Consider the following 24,888-nt stretch of genomic DNA (forward strand, 5'->3'; position numbering starts at 1 on the left):
GCCCGCCATCACCCCGCCCGCGCCTGGCCGAGCTGGGGGCCGATGCCGCAGGAGGGGATCTCGGTCCCGGTCAGACGCCCGCCGACGCCCCGCCGTGCAGCCCGGAGGCCGCGAGCAGGCCCAGCCGACCGCGCCCATCGCCCCGACCGTCAAGCGGTCCGGGTGCCTCTGCCCGGCCCGTCCCGGACCCGGCCGACCTCCCCAATCGCCCACATCGTGACATTCGCCCCATAGCGGTACGCTGGTTCGGACGGTGCCGCCGGGGGTGACGCTGCCCCACGTCCGGGCACCGGTACAGGCGCCCAGTCCCACCACGCGGGAGGAACCATGACCAACCCCGAGCAGGACCGGAAGCAGCAGGAAGGCCCGGCGGACGGGGGCGCGGCGGGGACGCCGGGCGTCCACGACGGCGGTGCGGACGGGGCGGCCGAGGGGCCCGCGGACGGCGGCGCCGCCGGTACGCCGGGCGTCCACGACGGCGGTGCCGACGGCGGCGCCGAGGGCCCGGCCGACGGTGGTGCGGCGGGTACGCCCGGTGTCCATGACGGGGGTGCGGACGGGGCGGCGGAAGGTCCCGCGGACGGGGGCGCGGCGGGGACGCCGGGCGTCCACGACGGCGGTGCGGACGGTGCCGCCGAGGGGCCCGCGGACGGCGGGGCCGCCGGTACGCCGGGCGTCCACGACGGTGGTGCGGACGGGGCGGCGGAAGGTCCCGCGGACGGGGGCGCGGCGGGGACGCCGGGCGTCCACGACGGTGGTGCCGACGGCAGCGCCGACGGGCCCGGCCGAGGCCGTTGACGCCCTCCCGGACCACGCGTGAGGACCCCGGCGTCGACGGCACCGGGGTCCTCGAAACGCGTCTGACCGGGCTGACCCGCGAGGAGTTCGCCCGCGACGTCTGGGCACGCACCGCGCTGCTCACCCGCCGGGCCGGTGACTTCGCCGATCTGTTCTCGGCCGGCGCCGTCGACGAGCTGATCGCCCGCCGAGGACTGCGCACCCCCTTCCTGCGCGTGGCCAGGAGCGGAGCCACGCTCCCCGACTCCGCCTTCACCGGGCCCGCCGGCGTCGGCGCCACCATCGCCGACCAACTCGACGACACCGCCCTGTGGCGCGAGTTCGCCGACGGCGCCACCCTCGTCCTCCAGGCCCTCCACCGGACCTGGGAGCCGGTCGCGGCGTTCTGCGCCGGGCTCAGCACGGAACTGGGGCACCCCGTCCAGGCCAACGCCTACGTCACCCCGCCGCAGAGCCGCGGCTTCGACGACCACTACGACGTCCACGACGTCTTCGTCCTCCAGATCGAGGGCACCAAGCGCTGGTCCGTCCACCGGCCCGTCCACCCCGACCCGCTCCGCGACCAGCCCTGGACCGATCGCCGGACCGCCGTCGCCGAGGCGGCCGAGGGCGAGCCCTACCTCGACACCGTGCTCGAACCCGGCGACGTCCTCTACCTCCCCCGGGGCTGGCTGCACGCCGCCCGGGCACAGGGCGAGGTCTCGGTCCACCTGACCCTCGGCGTGCACACCTGGACGAGGTACGCCCTGGCCGAGCACCTCGCGCAGGCCGCCCTGGCCGTGCTGCGCGAGGACCCCGCGCTGCGCGGCACGCTGCCGCTGGGCGTGGACGGCCCCGACGGTGAACTCGACCTGGTGCGTGAACGCCTGGCCGCCGCCGTGACCCGGGCCGATCCCGCCCCGCTCTTCCACCGGGCCCGGCGCGCGCAGGGCCGCCCCGCCCCCCTGGGGCCGCTGGCGCAGCTCGCGGCCGTCGACAGGCTCGGCCCCGGCACGTCCGTACGCCTGCGCCCCGCGCTCGCCCCACGGCTGGAGGGCGGACGCCTCACCACCCGGGTCGGCTGGCTCGACTTGCCGGACGACGAACTCCCCTCGGTGGCAAGGCTGCTCGACGGCGTGGCGCGTCCCGCCGGAGAACTCGGCGTCCCCCTCGTCGCGCGGCTGCTGCGGGCGGGTGTCCTGGTCCCCGGCGAGCAGGGCCCGCCGCTGTGACGCGGCCGCCCCGCTTCTTCTGCGCCGCCGCGGCCCGCCACCGGGGCGACCCGCTGGCGGGGACCGCCCCGTTCGGCCTCGTCTGGGTCCTCATCGAGTACCCGGGCGGCTGGCCGCCCAACGGGTTCGACGGCCTGGACCTGGAACCGGGCGTCAAGGCACTGGTGTTCTCCGCCGCCCAGGCGGTCAGGGCCCGCATCCTCCTGATCAGACGCCACGGCCGCCGCAGCCCCGGGGGGCCGTGGCGCTGGGCCGTCCTGCGGTACGGCGGCTCCGGCGGCCACCGCCAGCGGTGGGGCACCTGGAGCCAGGACGAGGACCTGGCGGGGATCGTCGCCGCCCTCGGCGCGCCGGGCGAGACGGGTCTGCCACCGGCCGTCCTCGTCTGCACGCACGGCCTCCACGACACCTGTTGTGCGATGCGAGGCCGGCCCGCCGCCCGCGCCCTGAGCGAGCGTCGGCCGGAACTCGTGTGGGAGTCGACCCACGTCGGCGGCGACCGGTTCGCCGCCAACGTGGTCGTCCTGCCCGACGGCGTCTACTACGGCGGACTCGACGCCGCCTCGTCCGTCACTGCGGTCGAGGAACACCTCGCCGACCGCGTCCACGCCGACCACCTGCGCGGCTACACCGACCTGGTCCCGGCGCAGCAGGTCGCCGTCGCCGCCGCGCTCCAGCACCTCGGCCCGGCCGGCCGGCACGCCTGGGCCGTCACCGCCACCACCCGCCTCGGCGACCTCTGGCACGTCCAGCTCGCCGGGCGGCCGCCACACCCTTTGACGGTCGAGGTGGAGGTCCGCTCCGCCCGCACGCCCCCACGCCAACTGACCTGCCGAGGACTGGCGCCGAGCTCGGCGGTCGTCCACGAGGCCACCTCACTGCGCCTGGGCTGACTTCTCACCTTCTCGACGGCGAACGCGCTGCCGCACGCGCCGATCGCCGGGCCCCCACGCCGACGAAGCCCCGCTTCGCGTGGCCGGACGCCGCTGGCCTGCCCTCTCCCCGCCGCCCTCGGCGCGTATGATCCTCTTCGCGCAGCGCGAGGGGAGGGGGCGCGGTATGTCGTTCCGATGGCAAACCCCGAAGACCTGGAGCACCTGGCGAAGCTCCTGGACGGACGCGGTGGTCTGGAAGAGCGCCTGGACGAGGCGTTCACCCGGGCCTCACAGCTCGGGGTGAGTGGGCACTTGACCGCGCTGAAGCCGATGAGGCCCTGGGCCCGCGACCAGGCCAGGGACCTACGGATGAGAGCCCTCCGCCTGCGCCTGGAGAACGGCGACCCGACGGCCGGGCTGCTGATGGCGGGTGCCACCCGCGAGGATCTGGAGAAGGCCGGCCCGCAGATCAGCCCCGAGACGTGCCTACTGGCCAACTCGGTTGCCGCCAGCGTCGATCCGGAGGCCGAAGGGCTGGCGCGCCGGAAGGGCGAGATGTTCGGCGACTGGATCGTGCGCCTCGAGGCCCACGCGCTCCTGAAGATCCCGGGCCTGGAGATCCACGAGAAGACCCTCGCCGAGATGATCAGCGCAGGGAGCGACGCTCTCAACGTCGCCGCCGCGACACAGACGGCGGTGGGGAGCGGCTTCTCGCTGGCCAACGTGCAGTGGGGGAACTCGGTGAAGACGGGCAGAATCCGCCCGATGAAAGCCGGCCTTGAGGCGAGCTGGCTCGCCAGGGACCGTAGCCCCTTCCTGCGTCGCGCGGGCCTGATCCTCCAGAAGTACGACCCGCCAATTCGCTCGTTGTCCGCTCCCGGAAGCTGGCTGCCCGGGCAGCTCGGCAACATGGCCGGCCGGAGTTCTCTGTATCAGACGACGGCCAACGTGCCCTTCGCGTCCGGTGTCCTGGCAGACCGCTGGGGCAGAGGGCTGGACACGGCACGCCGTAACCGCTTGATGAACACTCGATTTCTGCGCTTCACCCCCAACCAGGCTCTCAACTTCTTCGTAGGCTCCGACGAGATCGCGAAGCTGCACGGAGGTACGACGCATTCGGGGCAGGCCGTCAGCAGGGCGGGACAGGCAAGTCTCCTGAAGGTCGGCCGGAGCGGCGGTTTCCGTGCCGCCGTGAAGACCGCCGGTCTGTGGCGAGGGGCAGGTGTGGCCGGGTCGCTGACGGCGACCGGCTTCTCCGTCGCCAACATCGTCACCATGGACCACGGGAAGGAGTGGAAGAAGAGCACGGCCGGCTACGTGGCCAACTACGCGGAGGCCGGATTCAACGCCTCTCTGACCGCCGCGACGGTGGCTCCCAACCCGGTCACCATCGGCCTCGCCGTAGGCACCGGCATCGTCTACGGCGGGCTGAAAGTGGTCGAACGCTGGGACGGCGTCAAGGAAGGCGCCGGCAGGGTGGGGGAGTGGGCCGCGGAGAAGCTGGATGATGCCACCGAGGGGCTCGTGGACGGTGCGAAGAAGATCAGCAGTGCGCTCAATCCGTTCGACTAGCAGCGGCGTGCCAGGGCGCCGCATGGACCAAAAGGCACCGTGATGGCAAGCAGTAGTCAGGAGTACGAGTGGCCGTCGCGAGGAAGATCAGGGGTCGCGTGGTGAGGTTCGAGCTGATGGCGTACGGGAATGACGACAAGGCCCGTGATGCCAAAGAAGGGCTCCGTGGAGAGGTGGGAACCTTCGGGCAGGTACGTGTCGAGCACACCAAAACCTACCGGCGGGTGGGCGACGGCATGGACACCGTCAGGCTGAGCGGCCCCGCCTTTCCGTTGACGGTTTTTCGGGGGAGGCGCAGGAATGGTCAGCCTTCGTTGTCGAAGGCGGAGCTGACTCTTGACGGGGACCCGGCGGAACTGCGATTCAATGCGCGTGCCCTCCGTAAGCAGAGTCGTGCCCTGCGTGTCGACTACGGCGGGAGGGAGTACGTCTACTCCTCGGACGGGATGGGTAAACCGAACTCCTTGGTTCGGGACGGCGTACGCGTCGCCCTGCGACTCGGCGAGTTCGTTCCGTCGCTCGGCGTGGGCCGGATCGGTGAGGTGGTGGGGCCGGGTGACGCCGTGGACCTGGCGATCGCCATCGTCCTGGAGGAGGTGGACACCGATCTGCTCACTGTGACCGGGACCGCTCTGTCCTCTCCCTTCGCTCTCCTGCACCACCTCTCGGACACAGCGGAATAGGCGACCGAGAGGGGAGTGGCAGGCGGTGAAGCGCGAAGCCGCGCATCGCGCACGAGGCATGGAGCAGGCGCACCGGACGGAGAGGCTGAGCCTGCCGGAGGCGCTGGACCGGGAGAGGCCCGGGCGCAGAGCGAGGTTCGGTCAGTACGTCACCGCGCCTGGCCGCACGCGCCTCCCTCACCTTCGGGGAGAACCGGGGATGAGGGAGGCGCGCGCGGCCAGGGGTGCTCCCGAGCGGCACAATTCGACGGTGCCGAGCGCTCTCGCACTCCCGTCAAACTCGTGCTGCATGGGGACGTGAGGGTAGGACATCAGCTCCCCCACAGCGAGGACACCTACAACCACCACGGCTGAACACCACACTCGGCGGCCAGCCATCCATCAGCCGCGTCAACAACCCTGCGGGTCAATACACCTGGGAGAACGCCGCCACCGTGTCGCTCTGGGCCGTCCGGCGACCCGAACCAAACCGTTCACTTCTCCTGATCTCCCGTGTCGGACAGGTAGTGCATGAGGGCGAACGGCGAGGACATCGCGGTCCCGACCAAGGTCAGGACGTCGGTGTCCACCTCTTCCAGAACTATGGCGATTGCCAAGTCCACCGCGTCGACCGAACCGGTCGCCGTGCCGGGGCTGACGTAGCCGGTGGGCGGCATGTGCCGGGAGATCTCGATCTCGACCTTGGCGCCCTCGCGCTCCAAGACCCTCGGCTTGCCCGGACGTTCCACCGAGTAGACGTACGTCCGGCGCTCGTAGGCGATGTGCAGGCGCCGCGCCTCCTTACACAGGGAGCCTTTTCCATCCTCACTCCGAGCTGGTCAGATGCAGGGTGAGGGTGGCTTGGACGAGGCTGGTGATCCGGGTGGTCGAGCACCGTAGCCTGCGGAGGAGTCGCCAGGACTTGAGGGTGGCGACGGCCTGTTCGACGAGGGCCCGGATCTTTGCGTGGGACCGGTTGACCGCCTGCTGGCCTGTGGAGAGGGTTTCCCACCGTCCCCAGCATGGGATGCGGACCGTGCCGCCGGTGCCTCGGTATGCCTTGTCGGCCCAGCATGGGACGTCTGCCTCGGCGAGGGCGTCGATGATCCCGTGTTCGCGGGCTGCGCGGATGTCGTGGACGGCGCCGGGCAGGGCGGGTGAGGCCCACAGCAGCCGGCCGAAGGGGTCGGCGAGGATCTGCACGTTCATCCCGTGCTTCTTGTGCTTGCCGGAGTAGAACGGCCGGTCCGCGGCGATGCGGTCGATGGGCAGGAGGGTGCCGTCCAGGATCAGGTACGCCTTCGCCGATGCGGTCCGCACCGCGTCGGTCAGGCCGGGGGCGAGAGCGGCCAGGAGCTCGACCGCCTCGGTGACGTAGCGGTAGGCCGTCGTGGTGCCGATGCCGAACCCGGCCGCAAGCTGGGCGTAGGTGTGGCCCATCCGCAGATGGGCGAGGGTGAGCAGGGCCTGGCGGCCGGCGGTCAGGCGCCGCCACCGGGAGCCGATCGCGCGGCGGTGGCGCCGCAGCTGCTGCGTGAGGAAGCGGAGGGCGGAACTGGACACGTCGACACCCGACGGGTAAACAAGCATGCGAAGCCTCTGGTGGAGACGGTTCTCTTGGTCGAAAACCCATCTACCAGGGGCTTCACCACCTTGTCAGCCCAACTGTGGTACTCCAGCAGCAGGTTGGAAAAGGCTCAGGGCCCGGGAATTGAAACGCAGTTCGGCCGGCTTTCCGGCCAGCGTCAGCTCCGCTTTGTGGAGGGAAGGCTGACCCGATCTGCGCTTGCCTCGGAAAACCGTCTTCGGAAAGGCAGGGCCGCTCAGCCACGCCGTTTCCATGCCTTTGTTCAGGGGGGTGTAGAGGGCTGAGCGTTCCACGGCGACGGGACCGAAGACGCCGATATCTCCCGTGACCCCTGATTTCTCATCCCTCCGCTTGCCGCTGCTCCGGTACTCCACCAATTCGAATTCCCACGAATCGCCCACCATGCCCCGTTACTCTCTTCCTGCGCTCCAGCTTCGGGAGGTGCGTTCCAGTGTCGCCGGCCCCACCACTCCTAGGCAGTTTCGTTCGGATCATCGGGAGGACCAGAGGAAGATGCCTGCGATGTGGAGTCCCGCCAGGTAGATGGTGGCGGTCTTCTGTTGCGGGGATCAGCGGAACCCGCCCACCGGGGTACCGGGGCGCCGGGTGCCACGAGTATCAGGGTGGCCCAGCGGGCGGTGGGTGAACGCGGCGGGTCGCCTGCCGCCACGGCCTGGACGGCGGCGTCGGGCGCGGTGGCGATCACCTGTGGTGGACTGGGGGGCAGCCCGGTGCTCCGTCCGCGCCCGGCCCGTTCGCCGCCCTGACCGGAAGTGGTGGTCCCCATCCGCATCGACCTCAACGCCGACCTCGCCGAGGGCTTCGGACGCTGGGAACTCGGCGACGACGACGCCCTGCTGACGGTGGTCACCAGCGCCAACGTGGCCTGCGGCTTCCACGCGGGCGACCCCACCGTCATCCGGGGCGCCTGCCGCCAGGCGGCGGCCGGGCGCGTCGCGGTCGGCGCCCAGGTCGGCTACCGCGACCTCGCCGGCTTCGGCCGGCGCTTCATCGACGTACCGCCTCGCGAACTCGCCGACGACGTGCTCTACCAGATCGGCGCCCTCGACGGGCTGGCCCGCGCCTCCGGCACCCGGGTGCGGTACGTGAAACCGCACGGCGCGCTCTACAACGCGATCGTCCACCACGAGGAGCAGGCCGCGGCCGTGGTCGCGGCGGTCCGCGCCTGGGACCCGGAGTGCCCCGTGCTCGGGCTGCCCGGGTCGCGCTGGCTGGCCAAGGCCGAGGAGGGCCGGCTCCCCGTCTTCCGCGAGGCGTTCGCCGACCGCGCGTACACGCCCTCCGGCACGCTGGTCCCGCGCCGGGAGCGCGGCGCGGTGCTGCACGACGCGGAGCTGATCGCCGAGCGGTGCGTCCGGCTGGCCCGCGGCGAGCCGATCGCGGCGATCGACGGCACCCCGCTGGTCGTCCACGCCGACTCGCTCTGCGTGCACGGCGACACCCCGGGCGCGGTGGTCGTCGCCCTGGCCGTCCGCGAGCGGCTGGAGGCCGAGGGGATCACCTTGCGCGCCTTCACCGGGGAGGGCCGCTGACGTGCGGTTCCTGCCCTGCGCCGACCAGGGACTGCTGGTCGGGACCGGCTCGCTCGACGAGGCCCTGGCGCTCTACCGCGCCCTGGCGGCCGGCCTGCCGCCGGGCGTCGAGGACCTCGTCCCGGCGGCCCGCACGGTCCTGCTGAGACTGGCGCCCGGAGCCGACCCGGCCCGCGTCGAACGGCACGTGCGCCGCCTGGAACTGAGCGGCACGCCGACCGGGAGGGGTGAGCTGGTACGGATCCCCGTCGTGTACGACGGGGAGGACCTGCCCCGGGTCGCGGAGCTGACCGGGCTGCCTGCCCGGGAGGTCGTGCGGCTGCACACCGGGCGCGAATGGACCGTCGCCTTCGGAGGGTTCGCCCCAGGCTTCGGCTACCTCATCGGCGGTGCACCGGAGTTGGCCGTCCCGCGACGCGCGGAGTCGCGTACCCGCGTGCCGGCGGGAGCGGTGGGCCTCGCCGGGGAGTTCAGCGGCGTCTACCCGCGCCCCTCGCCGGGCGGCTGGCAGCTCATCGGCCGCACTCGGCTGGAGATGTGGCGCGAGGACCGCACGCCCCCGGCCCTGCTGCGCCCCGGGGTGCGGGTGCGGTTCGAGGAGGTGGGGCGGCCGTGACGCGGGGCGGGGACGCGCTGGAGGTGCTGGCCACCGGGCCGCTGGCGACCGTGCAGGACCTGGGGAGGCCGGGGCTGGCACCCATGGGCGTGGGGGCGTCGGGGGCGGCGGACCGCTCCGCCCTGCGCCTGGCCAACCGGCTCGTCGGCAATCCGGAGGGCGCCGCCGCCGTCGAGGCGACCCTCGGCGGCCTCGCGGTGCGGGCGCTGCGGCCGGTGACCGTGGCGGTGACCGGCGCCCCGGCGCCCCTCAGTACCGGGGCGCCGTACGGGGTGATCCAGCTGGCCGAGGGGGAGCGGCTGGAACTGGGGGCGCCCCCGGTGGGGCTGCGGAGCTACCTCGCGGTGCGCGGAGGGCTCACCGTGGCCGAGGTGCTGGGGTCGCGCTCCCGCGACGTCCTCGCCGCCCTGGGCCCCGCCCCCCTGGCCGTCGGCGACGTCCTGCCGGCCGGGCCCGCGCCCGACGCTCTCCCGCACGTCGACCTGGCACCGGTCCGTACGCCGGCCGGCGGCGAGGTGGTGCTGCGGGTGGTGCTCGGACCGCGCGACGACTGGTTCGTCCCGGAGGCCGCGAGGCGCCTCCTGGCGGAGCCGTGGACGGTGGGGCAGGCCAGCGACCGGGTCGGTATGCGGCTCGACGGGCCGGCCCTCGGACGCGCCGTCGACGGGGAGCTGCCCAGCGAGGGCATGGTCCCGGGCGCCGTCCAGGTCCCGCCCGGAGGCCGGCCCGTCCTCTTCCTGGCCGACCACCCGGTGACCGGCGGCTACCCGGTGATCGCCGTCGTCCTCCGCGCCGACCTGGACCTCGCCGCGCAGGTCAGGCCGGGGCAGACGCTGCGGTTCCGTACGGCACCGAGCTGACCCGCCCGGGGCCGCTCGTCGCCGGAGGGCACCTGCGAGGAGCAGGCGGGTGCCGACGGGGCGCTGACACGGACGCTGTCCCAGCGGCGCCGGCCCTGCCCGCGGCGTCGCGGCGCCGAAGAGGGCCGGGACCCGGCATGGTCCCGGCCCCCTCGGGTCAGCGGTCCCGGCCCTCTCGGGTCAGGTGTGGAGCGGGCCGGCGGGCCCGCGCGGTCAGGCGGTCCGGGCCCGGCGCGGCAGCTTCCAGCCGGGGCGCGGGAAGTGGCAGGTGTAGCCGTTCGGGTAGCGCTCCAGGTAGTCCTGGTGCTCCGGCTCGGCCTGCCAGAAGTCGCCCAGCGGCTCCACCTCGGTCACCACCGGCCCCGGCCACAGGCCGCTCGCCTCCACGTCGGCGATGGTGTCCCGCGCCGTGCGCAGCTGGTCCTCGTCGGCGTAGTAGATCGCCGAGCGGTAGCTGCGGCCGACGTCGTTGCCCTGCCGGTCGAGGGTGGTCGGGTCGTGGACCTGGAAGAAGAACTCCAGCAGGTCGCGGTAGCCGGTGCGCTCCGGGTCGTACAGGATCTCGATCGCCTCGGCGTGATCGCCGTGGTCGCGGTACGTGGCGTTCGGTGTGTCCCCGCCGGTGTAGCCGACCCGGGTCGACACGACCCCGGGCTGCTTCCGGATGAGGTCCTGCATGCCCCAGAAGCAGCCTCCGGCGAGTACGGCCTTCTGCGTTCCGGTGTCCATACGCTGTGCTCCCGACTGGCATCGACGCGCGCCCGGCCGCCCTCGCGGCGCCGGGGCCTCTCGGCTGGCGTAACGATCCCGGGGGCGTCGACATTCCCGCCCGGACCCCGGTGCGTAGGGCCCGGTGGCGGGCCGTTCCGTGCGGACGGCCGTGCGAGCTCCCGGGAGGCGGCCTCCCCATGCCGGTACCCGGGGCCCGCGGGCCCCGGGAATTCCTCCGCTGACGGATCCCGCCGCCCCCCGCCCGCCCCGCCCCGGCCAGGCAGGCCCCTTCAGGACGCTCGCCCGGTCGGCGACCGCGCGGATACCTGCGCGAGGCCGCCGGGACGGGGCAGAGTGGGCCTGTCACTGTCACAGCGAAGGGACCGTAGTGGCCAGTCAGAAAGAACGCATGCTCGCCGGTGAGCTGTACCAAGCCGACGACCCGGAGATCCAGGCCGACGCGGCCCGGTCCGCGAAGATCAGCGAACGGTTCAACGCCTCACCGTCCGACGACCCCCAGGCACGCCGCACGCTCCTCGTCGAGCTGCTCGGCAGCGTGGGTGAGGACGTGGACGTACGGCCGCCGCTGCGGGTGGACTACGGCACCTACATCACCCTGGGGCGCGGCACCTTCATCAACTTCGGGGCCGTCCTCCTCGACGTCGCGCCGATCACCGTCGGGGAGGACGTGCAGTTCGGCCCGCACGTCCAGTTGCTGACGCCGACGCACCCCGTGGACCCGGTGGCGCGGCGGGCCAAGTGGGAGGCGGCGGAGCCGATCACCATCGGCGACAACGTGTGGCTCGGCGGCGGAGTCATCGTCTGCCCCGGGGTGACCATCGGGGAGAACACCGTGGTCGGCGCGGGCGCCGTCGTCACCAAGGATCTGCCGCCCAACGTGGTGGCGGTCGGCAACCCCGCCAGGATCATCCGTGAGATCCCCCTCCCCGAGGCCCCGCCGGCTCCCTGACCCGGCGGGTCCGAGTGAGCCGCGCGGGAGACGACCGCTCGGCGCCGGAGTACAGGAAGAGCCGGCCGCTCCCGGTACCCCGGCCCGCCGAGCGGTGCGCACCACCCGGTCAGACGGCCGTGGCGCCCTGAGGCTCACCGGGGGCCGCGTCCTGAGGCGGTTCGGCGAGCTGCTCGCGTACGTACCCCCACACCACCCCGATCAGCGCGGCGGCCGGAACGGCGAGCAGGCTGCCGACGATGCCGGCCAGGCTGCCGCCGAGGGTGACGGCGAGGAGGACCACCGCCGCGTGCAGGCCGAGCCCCCTGCTCTGGATCATCGGCTGGAAGACGTTCCCCTCCAGTTGCTGCACGACGATGATGAGGGCGAGAACGATCAGGGCGTCGGTCAGGCCGTTGGAGACCAGAGCGATCAGGACCGCGACGAAACCGGCGAAGAACGCGCCGATGATCGGCACGAACGCGCCGACGAAGGTCACCACCGACAGCGGCAGCACCAGCGGGATTCCCAGGATCCACAGACCGATGCCGATGAAGACCGCGTCGATCAGGCCGACGAGCGCCTGCGAGCGGATGAACGCCCCCAGCGTGTTCCAGCAGCGCTCCGCGACGGTCGGGACGTCGACGGCGAGCCGGCCCGGCAACTGGCGGGTCAGCCACGGGAGGAATCTGGGCCCGTCCTTGAGGAAGAAGAACATCAGGAAGACGGCGATGACCGCCGTGACGACGCCGTGGACCACCGTGCCCACCCCGGTCGCCACCGTGGAGACCGTGGTGCCGAGACTGTCCTGGAGCCGGGCGACGGCCGAGTCCATCGCCTTCGTGATCTCGGCGTCGCCGATGTTCAGCGGCGGTCCGGCCGCCCAGTCACGCACCTGGTCGACCCCGGCGATCACTCCGTCCGCCAAGGTCCCCGACTGGGAGGCGACCGGCACCGCGACCAGGGCCACGATGCCGGCCGCCACGGTGAGGGCGAGTACCGTCACGGCCGAGGCGGCGAGCGCCGGGGGCCAGGAGTGGTTGCGCAGGAAACGGGCCAGCGGCCAGGTGAGCGTGGTGATCAGCAGGCCGATCACCAGCGGCCACACCACCGGCCACATCTGGCCGACCAGCCACAACCCGGCCGTGACGGCGACGGCCACCAGCAACAACTGGGCAGAGGTACGCGCCGATGTGTGCAGGGCGGCACGGGACTTGGTGGAACTGAGCCTGGTGGACATGCGGCCACCCTACTGACCGGCGGCCCCGGGCCTGCCCGGTCAGCCGTGCGGCGCCTGCCGGTGGAAGGCGGCGAGCGCCGTGCCGACGGGGTGCGGCTGGGGCCGGGTGGTCCCGGTCGCCGCTCAGCCGCCGTCGCGCTTGCGGTGGCGGACGTGCGTGGTCAGCGGTGAGTGCAGAACCTCGACGGGCTCGAAACCGAAGGTTCCGACGCCGTCGAAGAGGCGCTCGCCGCCGCCGAGCAGGACGGGCGCGATGTCGAGGGTGAGTTCGTCGATCGCGCCGGCGCCGAGGGCCTGGCGCACCGTCGAAGCGCCACCGGCGATGTCCACGCCCTTGCCGTCGGCGGCTTCGAGCGCCTGCGCGTAAGCGGTGCCGAAGCCCTCGGTGACGAAACGGAAGGTGGCCCCTCCGCCGGCGTGACCGGTCCGCGGGCGTAGGGGGTGAGCACGAACACCGGGGCGTGGTACGGGGGCTCGGGGCCCCACCAACCGTTCCACGGCCCGTCCCACTCGCCTCGGACCGGTCCGAACATGTTGCGGCCCATGACATGGGCACCACGCGGGCGCGTCAGCCGGCCGCTGGCCGTCTCGTCGGCTCCGGTCGCGCGCGGGTCGCCGATGTGCCAGCCGTGCAGCTCCTGGCCGCGCTTGCCAGCGGATCGTCCCGGCTCTGCTCGGGTCCGGCGACGAAGCCGTCGAGCGAGACCGACATGTGGCAGGTGGTGTCGGTCATCGGCTTCTCTCCGCAGGCGGCAGGTGCGGGGGTCGTGGGGTCGTCGGACCGCGCGACGGGCGTACGGAGTGTCAGAGCCGACCGGACTCGTCGCGTCACCGCGCAGCCGTCGGAGGCCCGGCTGCCGCGCCCCCGGCCCCGGGGCGCCACCGGTGAACCGCCGGGCGCGGCACCGCCTTCGGCCGGGCCGGCCGAAGGCGGCGGACCGCGCTGAACGACGATGAGCGGTATGACCTCTGACCCCCGCCCGCCCGGCCGCACCGTCGACGGCACCGGACTGCTCTGCGTCACCCTTCTGCTGCGCCTGCGCAAGGAGATCGAGGGCGCCGAACCCGGCACCCTCGTCCATGTCATCGCCACCGACCCCGCCGCGCCCCTCGACCTGCCCGCCTGGTGCCACCTGACCGGCCACCAGTACCTCGGCCCCGTCGGAGGGGACCGCCGCTCCGTCTACGCCCTCCGGCTCACCGCCCGGGCGCGATCCACCCGCTCCGACGCGCCGTGGCACCGCGCCGAGCCGGGTGGCCCGTGACCGGCTCGGAGCTGTGGCGGAGCACGGCGACGGAGCGCGCCGCCGCTCACGTACCGGTTCTCTCCCGAACCGGCGGGACCCCCGGCCCGGCAGGTGAGCGGCGTGCGGGACGGCCCTCGCCGCGCCCGGCCCGCCGTCAGTGCCGGAGCAGCAGCCCGTCGACCGGGACCGGCGGGACGTGGCCGGTCGCCGGGCGGCTCCCGGCCAGGGCCAGGCCGACGTCGACGAGGGAGGACCGCCGGAGCCCGGCCACCTCGGACACCGGAACCCAGACCGAGGTGAGGGTGTCGCCGTTCGGTTCGGGGCGCGGCCGGCCGCCGGTGACACGCACCTCGTAGAAGATCCCGATGTTCTGGTGGTCGGGGCCGCCGGGCACGGTGCGCTCCGCCGAGGGGATCAGCCGCGAGTCCACGCCCAGCAACCGTTCGACCACCCCCGTCAGCCCGGTCTCCTCGGTGAGCTCCCGGCTCACCGTGTCGAAGGGGTCCTCCCCGGCCTCGACCCCGCCACCGGGGAGCGTCCAGGTACCCGAACCGTGCTGGGCGAGCAGGACACGCCCGTCCGCGCAGCACAGGGCGTACGCCGCCAGTCGTCGGCTCATCGGGATGCTCCTCGGGGTGTACGGGGACGGGGACGGGGACGGGACGGGCGGTGTGCCGCCGACCCTGCTCGCACGGGGAGGCCCGCGGCCGAGCCCGCACGGAGCCCGCCCTCACTCCGCAGCCACGCCTTGTCGGGTCCGGCGTGCGGCACGCCCTCGGGAGCGGCGTCCGCCGCAAGCGACGGCCCGGTGTCCCGGTGCCCCGCCCTGACCACCAGTGAGCGGGCATCCCGTGCGGCACAGGTCGTCCTGGTGGCGAGAGGATCCAGACACACGCCCCCGGGGAGCGGCACGCGGGAACCGGAGCGTTTCGAGGGGGCGCCCGCCGGTATCCCGCCGACGGGCGGGTCAGGCGGGGCATGGCCGTGAGTGCCGCGGATGAGGGAGCCGCACTGGCGAAGAGTTCTGTGGGGGCGGGCCTCGCGGGCGGAGCGGCCCTCCCACCCCGAGCGGCGCGGGGTGGGAGGAGACACGTTCAAGGGCGGGTCGCCCGGTCCAGTTCGATGAGGACCGAGTAGTACTCGCGGCCCGTCGCGCGGTCCATGCCGATCTCGCACATGCGGTTGGCGGACAGGTGGGCGTCGTACGCGCGTGAGGTCACTTCCGCGGCCTCCTTGGCCGTCGCGGAGGCCGTCAACTCCTTGTGTAGCATGCCCCGGTCACCGGCGAACGCGCAGCATCCGGCGTCGTCCGGGACGACGACCTCGTCGGCGACCGCCCCGGCCACCTCGCGCAGGTGGCCGACCTCGCCCAGGTGGTGCATCGAGCACGTCGGGTGCAGTACCGCCGAGCCGGCCGTGCGGCGGACGGTCAGCCGCGGCAGGAGCTCCTCGGCCGCCCAGACGACCGAGTCGACCACCGTGAGCTGCCCGTGCGCTTCGCGGTTGGCGTCGGTGAGGTAGGGGACGACCTCGTGCTGGATGCCGAGCGTGCACGACGAGGCGTCCACGACCAGCGGCATCCGCCCGCCGTCGGTCCACGCCCAGGCGGCCTCGACGACGCGGTTGGCCATCACGGTGGTGGCATCCTCGTAACCCTTGGAGTGCCAGATCGTCGAGCAGCAGGTGCCCGTGACGTCGTCGGGGATCCACACCGGCCGCCCGGCGCGGGCCGAGACGTCGACCACGGCCTGCTGGAGCGAGGGGGTGCCGTCGTCCTCGGGGCCGCCGAAGATCCGGTTGACGCACGCCGGGTAGTAGACGGCGCTCGCCCCCGCCCGGGACGTGGGCGGCACGGCGCGGGCGGCGGCGCCGGGGATCTCCGGCAGCCACTCGGGCACCAGGTCGGGGCGTACGGCCTTGCGGGCGAGGCCGGTGGCGGCGGTCAGCAGCCGGTCGCTGATCTTGTCCGCCGCGCCGACCGCGAGCCGCGCCGACGCCTCCACGGCCTTGAAGCGCCGCGCGGTGAGCGTGGCGATCCGCTCCTCGCGAGGCGCGTGCCTGCGGTGGCGGAAGTCCTTCATCATGGCGCCGGTGTCGATGCCGACCGGGCAGGCGATCGCGCAGGTGGAGTCGCCCGCGCAGGTGTCGACGGCGTCGTAGCCGTAGGAGGCGAGGAGTTGCTCCTCGACGGGGGAGCCGGCGGGCTGCCGCAGCATCTCGCGGCGCAGCACGATGCGCTGGCGCGGGGTGGTCGTCAGGTCGTGGCTCGGGCACGTGGGTTCGCAGAAGCCGCACTCGATGCAGGGGTCGGCGACCGGCTCGATGCCGGGGATCGTCTTCAGCCCGCGCAGGTGGGCCTTCGGGTCGCGGTCGAGGACGATCCTGGGAGCCAGTACGCCCGCGGGGTCGATGACCTGCTTGACGCGCCACATCAGCTCGGTCGCCCGGGGCCCCCACTCCAGCTCCAGGAACGGGGCGATGTTGCGGCCGGTGGCGTGCTCCGCCTTCAGCGATCCGTCGAACCGCTCCACGGTCATCCGGCAGAACTCGTCCATGAACGCCGCGTACCGGTCGACGTCGGAACTCTTCGACGCGTCGAAGGCGAGCAGGAAGTGCAGGTTGCCGTGGGCGGCGTGGCCGGCGACGGCGGCGTCGAAGCCGTGCCGCGCCTGGAGCTGGAGCAGGTCCTCGCAGGCTTCGGCCAGCCGGGAGGGCGGGACCGCGAAGTCCTCCGTGATCAGGGTGGTGCCCGCCGGGCGGGAGCCGCCGACCGCCGTGACGAAGGCCTTGCGGGCCGTCCAGTAGCCGGAGACGACCTTGGGGTCGCGGGTGAAGGCGTTGGTCACCGAGGCGACCGGGGCGACCAGGTCGAGCCGCTCGACGACCCGGGCCGCCGCCCGCTCGAAGGCAGCCTGCCCCGCCTCGTCGGGTGCCCGGAACTCCACCAGCAGCGCCGTCGTCTCCCGGGGCAGACCGGCCCAGTCGGCCGGCACCCCCCGCACGCTCACCGAGGCGCGCAGGGTGTTGCCGTCCATCAGCTCGACGGCGAGGGCGCCCGCCTCGTTGAACAACGGCACCGCGGCCGCGGCGGCGGTCAGCGAGGGGAAGAAGAGCAGACCGCTGGAGACCCTGCGGTCCAGCGGCAGGGTGTCGAAGACGACCTCGGAGATGAACCCGAAGGTGCCCTGGGAGCCGACCATGAGGCCGCGCAGGATCTCGACGGGCGTCGCGCCGTCCAGGAAGGCGTCCAGCCGGTAGCCGTTGGTGTTCTTGATCTCGTACTTGGCGCGGATGCGGGCGGTGAGTTCCTTCTCCGCCTCGATCTCCGCCTTGAGCGCGAGCAGGTCCGCGCACAGCTCCGGTTCGGTGCGTGCCAGGGTCTCGTCCGCGTGCGGGTCGGCGGTGTCGACGACGGTCCCGCTGGGCAGCACGAAGGTCAGCGAGGCCAGCGTGCGGTACGAGTTGCGGGTGGTGCCCGCGGTCATCCCGGAGGCGTTGTTGGCGACGACCCCGCCGACCGTGCAGGCGATGGCGCTGGCCGGGTCGGGCCCCAGGACTCGGCCGTACCGGGCGAGGGTGGCGTTGGCCCGCACGACCGTGGTGCCGGGGCGGACGCGCGCCCGGGCCCCGGCGTCCAGAACCTCGATGCCGGTGAAGTGCCGTCGCACGTCGACCAGGATGTCCTCGCCCTGGGCCTGGCCGTTCAGGCTGGTGCCGGCGGCGCGGAAGACGACCTGGCGGCCGTGGCCGCGTGCGTACGCCAGGATCGCGGAGACGTCGCCGATGTTCTCGGGGAGCACGACGACCTGCGGCACGAAGCGGTAGGGGCTGGCGTCGGAGGCGTACTTCACCAGGTCGGAGATCTTCCACAGGACCTTGTCCGGGCCCAGCAGCGCGGTCAGCCCGGCGCGGAGCGGCTCAGGCGCCCCCGTGGCGCCGCCGTCGGCGACCCGGTCGGCCGCCTCGGTGCGGGCCGCCGTGGGACGGAGGGTTTCCGGCTTGGGCTCCAGCAGGGGCATGGCGTTCGTCTCCCGGGCAGTGTCGAGCGGTGCGGTTCAGCGTACGACCGCGCGTCCCGGCCAATCCGGCGGGTGCGCGGGGGGCGGCCGGTGTGGCAGGGGACGGCTTCGAAGTCCCGTACGGCGCCCACGGCGCCCGGCACGCACGCTCGCCGCACCGGGCGACAGCCCGAGCACGTCCGGTACGACAGCTTCCGCCAGACGTGCCGAGAGCACGCACCGGACACCGCGGACACCGCCCAGGACCTCGAAGGCACCCCCTGGCCGGTCCCGGCCGGGACCGGCGGGCACACCGGTGATCAGCCGGGCAGGGCCGGGCCCGGCAGCAGGGCCACCACGTCGATCTCCACGAGGATGCCCATCAGACCGGAGCCGACCGTGGTGCGCACCGGGCACGTCTCCGCGAAGAAGGCGCGGTACGCCTCGTCGTAGGCGGCGAAGTCCCGCTCCAGGTGTCGCAGGTGGGGCCGTGACCTTCACGACGTCCCGCATGGACAGGTCCCGGGCCCCGAGGACCGCGCCGACGTTGCGCCGTGCCCTCTCCCTTCGTGGCTCAGCACCTCGACGCCATCCGCGAGGTCCTCCTGACCCCCGCGCCTCGTCAGCCGGTGACGTCGGAAGCCGTTCCGCCGGGAGTGGTCAGGGCGTCGTGGCGGCCGGCCGCGACCGCGTCGGTGTGTCGGCCTCGCTCGCGGCCGCCAGCCTCTGGCGGCGCGTCGCGGGTCCGAAGAAGGCCAGGACGAGGGCGCCGAGCGTCCAGGTGCCGGCGATGAACATGAAGACCGCCTCGTAGCCGATGCCGTTGTAGATGCCGGCGATCATCAACGGGCCCACCGCGTTCGACAGGCGCCCCAGACCGTAGGCGATGCTGGTGCCCAGCGAGCGGCCGCTGGTGTTGAACAGTTCGGGGGAGTACGCGTACGCCAGGGCGGTGTAGCCGCGCTCGAAGAGGTTGACCAGGAAGCCGAAGACGACGATGAGCACCGGGGTGAACGTCAGCCCGTACATGAGCCCGGCGGCGGCGATGACCACGCCGAACACCACCAGGCACCACTTGCGTTCGAACCGGTCGGTGACCATCGCCGCGAGGAACGAGCCGAGCGGGGCGCCGACCGTCGTCAGGGCGACGTAGAAGATCGAGTCCTCCACGCTGACCCCCTCCGCGGCCAGCAGCGTCGGGGCCCAGCTGGAGTAGCCGAAGAAGCCGATGGTCTGGGTGACCCACAGGACCGAGAGCAGGATCGTCGGGTACAGGAACTTCTTGTCCTTGAGCATCCCCAGCCCCGGTTTGACGGCCGGAGCCTGGGGCACGGGCTCTCGCGCCTCGGGGAGGGCGCCGTGCTCGGCCGACGCGCTCGCCTCGATGCGCGCCAGGACGGCCTCGGCCTCCTCATGGCGGCCTCGGGCCTCCAGCCACTGCGGGGACTCCTCCAGTTTGCGCACGAAGAGCAGGAAGAAGACGCCGAGCGTGCCCCAGAGGTAGACCAGACGCCAGGACCAGTCGGCCATGGGCACCACCGCGGAGGCGATGAGGTTGGTGGCGGGGGTGCCGCAGATGCCGATGACGATGGCGTACGCCTGGAACTTCCCGCGTTTGGCGCTGGGGAACAGCTCGCTGATGTAGACGACGGCGACCACGGTCATGGCGGACAGGCCGGCCGAGGTCAGTACGCGGAAGACACCGAGGGACCAGATGTCCCAGGCGAAGACGCAGGCGAAGGACCAGAGGGTGAACCAGAGCGTGGTCCAGGTCAGGGTGCGCTTGCGTCCCAGCCTGTCGGCCAGCCCGCCGGCCACGACGGCGCCGATGAACATGCCCACGAAGGACGTCGAGGTCACGTAGGCGATGTCGTTGACCTCGGCACTCCACTGCTCGCGTACCACCGGCGCGGTGATGGCGAAGGTGTTGATGTCCGCGAACTCGAAGAAGTAGGCGAACGCCACCGCGAGGAGAGTGGTCTTGTGGAACTTCGAGATCGGCAACCGGTCCAGCCGGTTCGCCGCGTTGGTGGTGCGGATGTGCTGCACTGCACGCTCCTGGAATGGGGGGCTCGGGCGTCGGCGCCGGGCCGGGGTGACGTCAGCGGGCCTCTTCCGGCCAGTACAGACGCATGGGGTTGTCGACCAGCAGGGCCTGCCGCCGGTCCGGCGTGGTCGCCACACGGGGGATGTGGTCGACGAGCAGACCGTCGTCGGGCATGTGGTCCTTGAGGTTCGGGTGGGGCCAGTCGGTGCCCCACAGGACCCGGTCGGTGAAGGTGTCGACGACCTTCCGGGCGAAGGGCACCACGTCCCGGTAGGCGTCGCGTTCCCCGTCCAGGGCACGCGGCCCGGTCGCCGTCAGCCGCTCGGGGCAGGAGACCTTCACCCAGACGTCGTTGGCCTCCACGAAGCGCAGGAAGCGGGCGAACTCGGGGCCGTCCGCACTCCTGGTGACGTCGGGGCGCCCCATGTGGTCGATGACGAGCGGCACCGGGAGGGAGGCGAAGAAGCTCTCCAGGCCGGGCAGGTCCGCCGCCTCGAAGTACAGGACGACGTGCCAGCCGAGCGGCGCGACACGGCGGACGACCGCCTCCAGTGCCTCGGTGGGCGCCGCGTCCACCAGGCGCCGCACGAAGTTGAAGCGCACCCCGCGTACGCCGGCGTCGTGCAGGCGCCGCAGTTCCCCGTCGCTGACGTCGGGGCGCACGGTCGCCACCCCGCGGGCCAGGTCGCCGGCGGTGCGCAGGGCGTCCACCAGGGCGCTGTTGTCGGCCCCGTGGCAGGTGGCCTGGACGATGACGTTGCGGGTGACACCGAGGTGGTCGCGCAGCGCGAACAGGTCGTGCTTCGAGGCGTCGACGGGGGTGTACTTGCGCTCGGGGGCGAAGGGGAACTCGGCAGCGGGGCCGAAGACGTGGCAGTGGGCGTCGACGGAGCCCGGTGGCAGGGCGAAGCGGGGCTTCGACGGGCCGCGGTACCAGTCGAGCCAGCCGGGGGTGACGGGGAAGGGCCGGTCAGTCATCGGGGGTGCTCCTCGGGGCGTCAGTCGACGTAGGTCAGGCCGAGGTCGGCCAGGGGGCCGCGCATGGCGTACATGTCGAGACCCAGTTCGCCGTCGCGGAAGCGCTGCCGCTTGCCCTCCTCCGCCGCCTCGCGCCGCGCGGCGGCCTCGGCGACCTCGGCGGCCCTGGCGGCGGGCACGACCACCACGCCGTCGGTGTCGGCGACGATCACGTCACCGGGGGCGACCAGCGCGTTGGCGACGACGACGGGGACGTTCACCGAGCCAAGGGTGGCCTTGACGGTGCCCTTGGCGCTGACGGCGCGCGAGAAGACGGGGAAGTCCATCCGGCGCAGGTCGTCCACGTCGCGGCAGCCGCCGTCGATGACCAGGCCCCCGGCGCCGCGGGCGCGCAGCGAGGTGGCGAGGAGTTCTCCGAAGAAGCCGTCCTCGCTCTCGGTGGTGCAGCCCGCGACCACGATGTCGCCCTCCCGGACCTGTTCGGCGGCGACGTGCAGCATCCAGTTGTCACCCGGCTGGAGCAGCACGGTGACCGCCGTGCCGCAGAGCCTCGCGCCCTCGTAGACCGGGCGGATGTAGGGGCGCATGAGGCCGAGACGGCCCATCGCCTCGTGCACGGTGGCGACGCCGAACGCCGACAGTGCCTCGACGGCCGCGCGATCGGCGCGTGCGACGGTGCGGTGGACGACTCCGAGGTGGTGCATGGTGCTGCTCCTTGCTCTGTGGAGGGGGACCGCGTCGCCGACGCCCTCGCCGGCGGACGGTGGTTCTCAGCGGCCCTGGGCGGTCAGGCGGGCGTCCAGAAGCGGGTAGACCCGGCGGGCGTTGCCCTCCAGGACCGCCGTCAGGTCCGCCGGGGTCAGGCCCGCGCGCTCGACGTAGCGGCGGGTGTCGTCGAAGTGGTGACCGGTGCGCGGGTCGACGCCGCGGACGGCGCCGACCATCTCCGAGGCGAACAGGACGTTGTCGACCGGGATCACGTCCAGCAGCAGGTCGATGCCGGGCTGGTGGTAGACACAGGTGTCGAAGTAGACGTTGCGCAGGAGGGACTCCTCCGGCTCGGGCCGGCCGAGTGCCTGCGCCAGGCCGCGGAACCGGCCCCAGTGGTAGGGCACCGCTCCGCCGCCGTGCGGGACGACCAGGCGCAGTCCGGGGAAGTCGGTGAACAGGTCGCCGGTGAGCAGTTGCATGAAGGCGGTGGTGTCCGCGTTCAGGTAGTGCGCTCCCGTGGTGTGGAAGGCCGGGTTGCAGCTGCTGGAGACGTGCACCATCGCGGGCACGTCCAGTTCGACGAGCTTCTCCCACACCGGGTACCAGGAGCGGTCGGTCAGCGGGGGAGCGGTCCAGTGGCCGCCACTGGGGTCAGGGTTGAGGTTGACGGTCACAGCGCCCAGCTCCCTCACGGCCCGCTCGATCTCCGGGACCGTGGTGGCCGGGTCCACCCCGGGCGACTGCGGCAGCATCGCTCCGGGAGCGAAGCGGTCGGGGTACAGCTCCGCGACGCGGTGGCACAGGTCGTTGCAGATGCGGGACCAGGCCGAGGAGGTCGCGAAGTCGCCGATGTGGTGCGCCATGAAGGAGGCGCGGGGGGAGAAGACGGTGACGTCGATGCCGCGCTCGTCCATCAGCCGCAGCTGGTTGGCCTCGACCGACTCGCGGATCTGGTCGTCGCTGATGACCGGACCGGCCGGGTCCGGTGCCTGTACCGGGTCGGTGAGCGCGGCGGCCTGGGCCTCGCGCCAGCGGCCGAGCGGGGCGGGGGCGGTGGTGTAGTGGCCGTGGATGTCGATGATCACGAGGACTTCTCCTGAACGGTGGGGGCGGGGTCCCAGACGGAACGGGGGACGAGCACGTCCCCGGCCATGAGCAGGCGGGCGGTGCGCAGCAGCGCGGACCGCGTGACCTGCCGGGGGTCCTCGGGGTCGCGGGCCAAGGTGACGTCGAAGGCGCCGGACGGGTGCTCGACGCGGACCGTGGGCTCCGTACCCGGCACAGCGGCGGCCAGTTCACGGGCGACACTGCCGTCGAGCACGCAGGCGGTGGCGGCCGTGACGGCGGCCAGCACGCCGATGGACTGGTGGCAGACCCGGGGGATGAGGCTGCGGGTGGAGAGGGTGCCGCCGTGCCGGGGCGGCGCCACCAGCGTCATCTTCGGATAGTTCCGCTCCGACACGTCGCCCAGTCCCATGGCGTGGCCGCACACCAGGCGCAGCGCCTCCACCCGGCCCCGCAGCTCCTCGTCGGCGTCGATCTCGGCCGGGGTCTCGTATCCGGTGGCCCCCAGGCGCTCGGCCGCGACGATCACCAGCGGCTGGCCGTTGTCGATCAGCGTGACGTCGACGGGGCCGGTCCCGGGCACCTCGACGGTGTCCCGCACGCGCCCGGTGGGAAGGAGCGAACCGGCGACGGAACCGGCGGTGTCCACGAAGCCGATCTCGACGGGAGCGGCGGTGCCGGGGACACCGTCGATGCGGGCCGGGCCTTCGTACGCGACGTGCCGGACGCCGGTCCGGCCGGCCGGGGTGGAGACCGTGATCTCGGCGACCATGCCGGTGTTGCGGGTCAGGACGCGGGCCGTGGTGCGGTCCCCCGTGGGCACGAGCAGGCCGGTCTCGACGGCGAACGGCACCACGGCGGCGAGCATGTTCCCGCAGTTGGACGAGGTGTCGACCTCCGTTCCACCGGGTTGCACCTGGGCGAAGGTCCACTCCAGGTCGACATCGGCCGTCGCGCCCGGGCGCACCAGGCCGATCTTGCTGGTCAGGGGGTGCGCACCGCCGACACCGTCGATCTGCCGCGCGTCCGGTGAACCCATCGCCGCCAGCAGGACGGCGTCCCGCAGACCCGGGTCGTCGGGCAGCAGCCGAGCGTCGAAGAACGGTCCCCGCGACGTCCCGCCGCGCATGAACAGACACGGGACGGCGGTCTGGGAGCCGCGTCTGGTGACCGCCGGGGTTCCGGTGGCTGCAACGGCAGGCATGGCCGCTCCTTCGTGGTCGGGGTGTGCGAGGAAGCTAAATCATCAACGAGATTGTTGACAAGATGTTTCGCGAAATTGTCGATCCTTCGTGTCCCGGGTGCGGGGGCGTCAGATCCGCCCACTAGGGTTCTCCCTGCGGGAATGCCGCCACGGGCGGCGACGGGCGACGACGGAAGAGGACGACCGAGTGACCGACAAGCTCACGGGTGCCGCGGGCCGCCAGTACGTGGCGGACGCCATCAGGCACGCTCTGCGCTCCGGGGACCTGGTCCCCGGGCAGCGGCTCGTCGAGAACGACCTCGCCGAGTCCTACGGGGCGACCCGCGGGGCCGTCCGTGAGGCGCTCCAGGACCTCGCCGCAGAGGAGATCCTGGAGATCGTCCCCCGTAGAGGGGCCAGGGTGCGCATGGTCTCCGTCGAGGAGGCGATCCAGATCACCGAGTGCCGCTCGGCCCTCGAGCAACTGTGCGCCCGCAAGGCGGCCACCCTGGCCACCGACGCGCAGCGCGGGGAACTCGACCGGATCGGGGCGGACATGCGGCAGGCCGTCGCCGACGGCGCGTGGGACGCCTACTCGGCGCTCAACCAGCGTCTGCACGAACTGGTCATCGAGGCCAGCGGCCAGGAGGTCGCCCGGCGCACCCTCGACCGGCTCAACGGGCCGATGGTGCGCTTCCAGTTCCGGCTGGCCCTGCGCCCCGGACGTCCTGCCCGGTCCCTGCCGCAGCACCTGGCCATCATCGAGGCGGTGGTGGGAGGCGACGCGGCGGCGGCGGCCGAGGCGGCGGCCGCGCACCTGGACGACGTGATCGAGCAACTGCGCTCGCCGGCCGCGTCCGCCCGTACCTGATCGGTGGCGGCCTGTCCGGCCGATGGCCCGCCCGCGGGCCCGTCCTGGCGACAGACGGCACCGAGGAGGGGCACCCCGGGCACGGCGGCGTCGGCGAGGGGGAGCGGAGACGGCATCGGCGCGCTGGTCGCAGCAGGGGGCGAGTCCTCAGCC

General features: G+C 73.0%; 24 protein-coding genes. 11 read left to right on the forward strand and 13 right to left on the reverse strand.

Annotated elements, in window-relative coordinates; all coding sequences use genetic code 11:
* Positions 1–327: 327 nt before the first annotated feature.
* From Sdia_RS15635 to Sdia_RS15655, 5 genes are all read left to right on the forward strand, one after another.
* The gene (locus Sdia_RS15635; protein ID WP_115068312.1) at positions 328–798 is read left to right on the forward strand and encodes a BatC protein; all 471 of its coding nucleotides are present in this window, start codon (positions 328–330) and stop codon (positions 796–798) included.
* Positions 795–2,009: a cupin domain-containing protein gene (locus tag Sdia_RS15640; protein ID WP_189501015.1), complete on the forward strand. Its 1,215-nt coding sequence runs from the start codon at positions 795–797 to the stop codon at positions 2,007–2,009. The genes Sdia_RS15635 and Sdia_RS15640 overlap by 4 nt, the downstream gene beginning before the upstream one ends.
* On the forward strand, positions 2,006–2,902 hold the full coding sequence (locus tag Sdia_RS15645; protein WP_100455730.1) for a ferredoxin family protein: 897 nt from the start codon (positions 2,006–2,008) through the stop codon (positions 2,900–2,902). The genes Sdia_RS15640 and Sdia_RS15645 overlap by 4 nt, the downstream gene beginning before the upstream one ends.
* 177 nt (positions 2,903–3,079) lie before the next feature.
* Positions 3,080–4,456, forward strand: a complete 1,377-nt coding sequence (locus Sdia_RS15650; protein ID WP_189501017.1) for a PE-PGRS family protein — start codon at positions 3,080–3,082, stop codon at positions 4,454–4,456.
* Positions 4,457–4,524: 68 nt separating this feature from the next.
* Entirely contained in the window at positions 4,525–5,139 is a 615-nt protein-coding gene (locus Sdia_RS15655) for a hypothetical protein (protein WP_189501020.1), read from the forward strand.
* Between the two features lie 473 nt (positions 5,140–5,612).
* Here Sdia_RS15655 and Sdia_RS15660 read toward each other — a convergent pair whose 3' ends face one another.
* From Sdia_RS15660 to Sdia_RS15670, 3 genes are all read right to left on the reverse strand, one after another.
* On the reverse strand, positions 5,613–5,867 hold the full coding sequence (locus Sdia_RS15660; protein WP_189501022.1) for a hypothetical protein: 255 nt from the start codon (positions 5,865–5,867) through the stop codon (positions 5,613–5,615).
* A gap of 76 nt (positions 5,868–5,943) precedes the next feature.
* Positions 5,944–6,708: an IS5 family transposase gene (locus tag Sdia_RS15665; RefSeq protein WP_185393684.1), complete on the reverse strand. Its 765-nt coding sequence runs from the start codon at positions 6,706–6,708 to the stop codon at positions 5,944–5,946.
* A 66-nt stretch (positions 6,709–6,774) separates the two neighbouring features.
* The gene (locus Sdia_RS15670) at positions 6,775–7,110 is read right to left on the reverse strand and encodes a hypothetical protein (RefSeq protein WP_189500586.1); all 336 of its coding nucleotides are present in this window, start codon (positions 7,108–7,110) and stop codon (positions 6,775–6,777) included.
* 372 nt (positions 7,111–7,482) lie between these two features.
* On the opposite strand from Sdia_RS15670, the gene Sdia_RS15675 reads away from it, so the two are divergent.
* From Sdia_RS15675 to Sdia_RS15685, 3 genes are read left to right on the forward strand one after another with little or no spacing between them, the layout of a single operon-like run.
* Positions 7,483–8,259 (forward strand): LamB/YcsF family protein, encoded by a 777-nt coding sequence (locus Sdia_RS15675; RefSeq protein ID WP_189500588.1) that lies wholly within the window; start codon positions 7,483–7,485, stop codon positions 8,257–8,259.
* A gap of 1 nt (position 8,260) precedes the next feature.
* Complete coding sequence (locus tag Sdia_RS15680; RefSeq protein ID WP_100455734.1) at positions 8,261–8,875, forward strand: 5-oxoprolinase subunit B family protein; 615 nt, start codon at positions 8,261–8,263, stop codon at positions 8,873–8,875.
* Positions 8,872–9,735 carry a 5-oxoprolinase subunit C family protein gene (locus tag Sdia_RS15685; RefSeq protein WP_115068307.1) on the forward strand — a complete coding sequence of 288 codons (864 nt, stop codon included), beginning with the start codon at positions 8,872–8,874 and terminating at the stop codon, positions 9,733–9,735. The genes Sdia_RS15680 and Sdia_RS15685 overlap by 4 nt, the downstream gene beginning before the upstream one ends.
* A gap of 213 nt (positions 9,736–9,948) precedes the next feature.
* Here Sdia_RS15685 and msrA read toward each other — a convergent pair whose 3' ends face one another.
* Positions 9,949–10,464: a peptide-methionine (S)-S-oxide reductase MsrA gene (gene msrA, locus Sdia_RS15690; RefSeq protein ID WP_115068306.1), complete on the reverse strand. Its 516-nt coding sequence runs from the start codon at positions 10,462–10,464 to the stop codon at positions 9,949–9,951.
* Between the two features lie 391 nt (positions 10,465–10,855).
* Here msrA and Sdia_RS15695 point away from each other — a divergent pair, with 391 nt between their 5' ends.
* Positions 10,856–11,416 carry a sugar O-acetyltransferase gene (locus Sdia_RS15695; RefSeq protein ID WP_100455737.1) on the forward strand — a complete coding sequence of 187 codons (561 nt, stop codon included), beginning with the start codon at positions 10,856–10,858 and terminating at the stop codon, positions 11,414–11,416.
* A gap of 109 nt (positions 11,417–11,525) precedes the next feature.
* Here Sdia_RS15695 and Sdia_RS15700 read toward each other — a convergent pair whose 3' ends face one another.
* Together Sdia_RS15700 and Sdia_RS30170 are read right to left on the reverse strand one after the other, a co-directional pair.
* Positions 11,526–12,635: an AI-2E family transporter gene (locus tag Sdia_RS15700; RefSeq protein WP_164380160.1), complete on the reverse strand. Its 1,110-nt coding sequence runs from the start codon at positions 12,633–12,635 to the stop codon at positions 11,526–11,528.
* Positions 12,636–12,758: 123 nt separating this feature from the next.
* Positions 12,759–13,133, reverse strand: coding sequence for a dihydrofolate reductase family protein (locus Sdia_RS30170; protein WP_262417690.1), 375 nt, complete (start codon positions 13,131–13,133; stop codon positions 12,759–12,761).
* A 464-nt stretch (positions 13,134–13,597) separates the two neighbouring features.
* Between Sdia_RS30170 and Sdia_RS15710 the strand changes: the two genes are divergently transcribed.
* Positions 13,598–13,900, forward strand: a complete 303-nt coding sequence (locus Sdia_RS15710) for a sulfurtransferase TusA family protein (RefSeq protein ID WP_100455739.1) — start codon at positions 13,598–13,600, stop codon at positions 13,898–13,900.
* A gap of 136 nt (positions 13,901–14,036) precedes the next feature.
* On the opposite strand, the gene Sdia_RS15715 is transcribed toward Sdia_RS15710, so the two are convergent.
* From Sdia_RS15715 to Sdia_RS15750, 7 genes are all read right to left on the reverse strand, one after another.
* Positions 14,037–14,501 carry an NUDIX hydrolase gene (locus Sdia_RS15715; protein ID WP_115068304.1) on the reverse strand — a complete coding sequence of 155 codons (465 nt, stop codon included), beginning with the start codon at positions 14,499–14,501 and terminating at the stop codon, positions 14,037–14,039.
* 475 nt (positions 14,502–14,976) lie between these two features.
* Positions 14,977–17,901, reverse strand: a complete 2,925-nt coding sequence (locus tag Sdia_RS15720; RefSeq protein WP_189500585.1) for an FAD-binding and (Fe-S)-binding domain-containing protein — start codon at positions 17,899–17,901, stop codon at positions 14,977–14,979.
* Positions 17,902–18,540: 639 nt separating this feature from the next.
* A complete protein-coding gene (locus Sdia_RS15730) occupies positions 18,541–19,929 on the reverse strand; it encodes an MFS transporter (protein WP_115068302.1) in 1,389 nt (462 codons plus the stop codon).
* A gap of 52 nt (positions 19,930–19,981) precedes the next feature.
* Entirely contained in the window at positions 19,982–20,905 is a 924-nt protein-coding gene (locus Sdia_RS15735) for an amidohydrolase family protein (protein WP_124288308.1), read from the reverse strand.
* Between the two features lie 20 nt (positions 20,906–20,925).
* Positions 20,926–21,609, reverse strand: a complete 684-nt coding sequence (gene ligK, locus Sdia_RS15740; protein ID WP_100455744.1) for a 4-carboxy-4-hydroxy-2-oxoadipate aldolase/oxaloacetate decarboxylase — start codon at positions 21,607–21,609, stop codon at positions 20,926–20,928.
* 66 nt (positions 21,610–21,675) lie between these two features.
* Entirely contained in the window at positions 21,676–22,701 is a 1,026-nt protein-coding gene (locus Sdia_RS15745; protein ID WP_100455745.1) for an amidohydrolase family protein, read from the reverse strand.
* The gene (locus tag Sdia_RS15750) at positions 22,698–23,885 is read right to left on the reverse strand and encodes a 4-oxalomesaconate tautomerase (protein WP_189500584.1); all 1,188 of its coding nucleotides are present in this window, start codon (positions 23,883–23,885) and stop codon (positions 22,698–22,700) included. Before Sdia_RS15750 ends, Sdia_RS15745 begins: the two co-directional genes overlap by 4 nt.
* Before the next feature lie 187 nt (positions 23,886–24,072).
* Between Sdia_RS15750 and Sdia_RS15760 the strand changes: the two genes are divergently transcribed.
* Positions 24,073–24,735: a GntR family transcriptional regulator gene (locus Sdia_RS15760; protein ID WP_100455747.1), complete on the forward strand. Its 663-nt coding sequence runs from the start codon at positions 24,073–24,075 to the stop codon at positions 24,733–24,735.
* Positions 24,736–24,888 lie beyond the last annotated feature (153 nt).

Source organism: Streptomyces diastaticus subsp. diastaticus, from assembly GCF_011170125.1.
In the GTDB taxonomy this organism is placed as follows: Bacteria; Actinomycetota; Actinomycetes; order Streptomycetales; family Streptomycetaceae; genus Streptomyces; species Streptomyces diastaticus.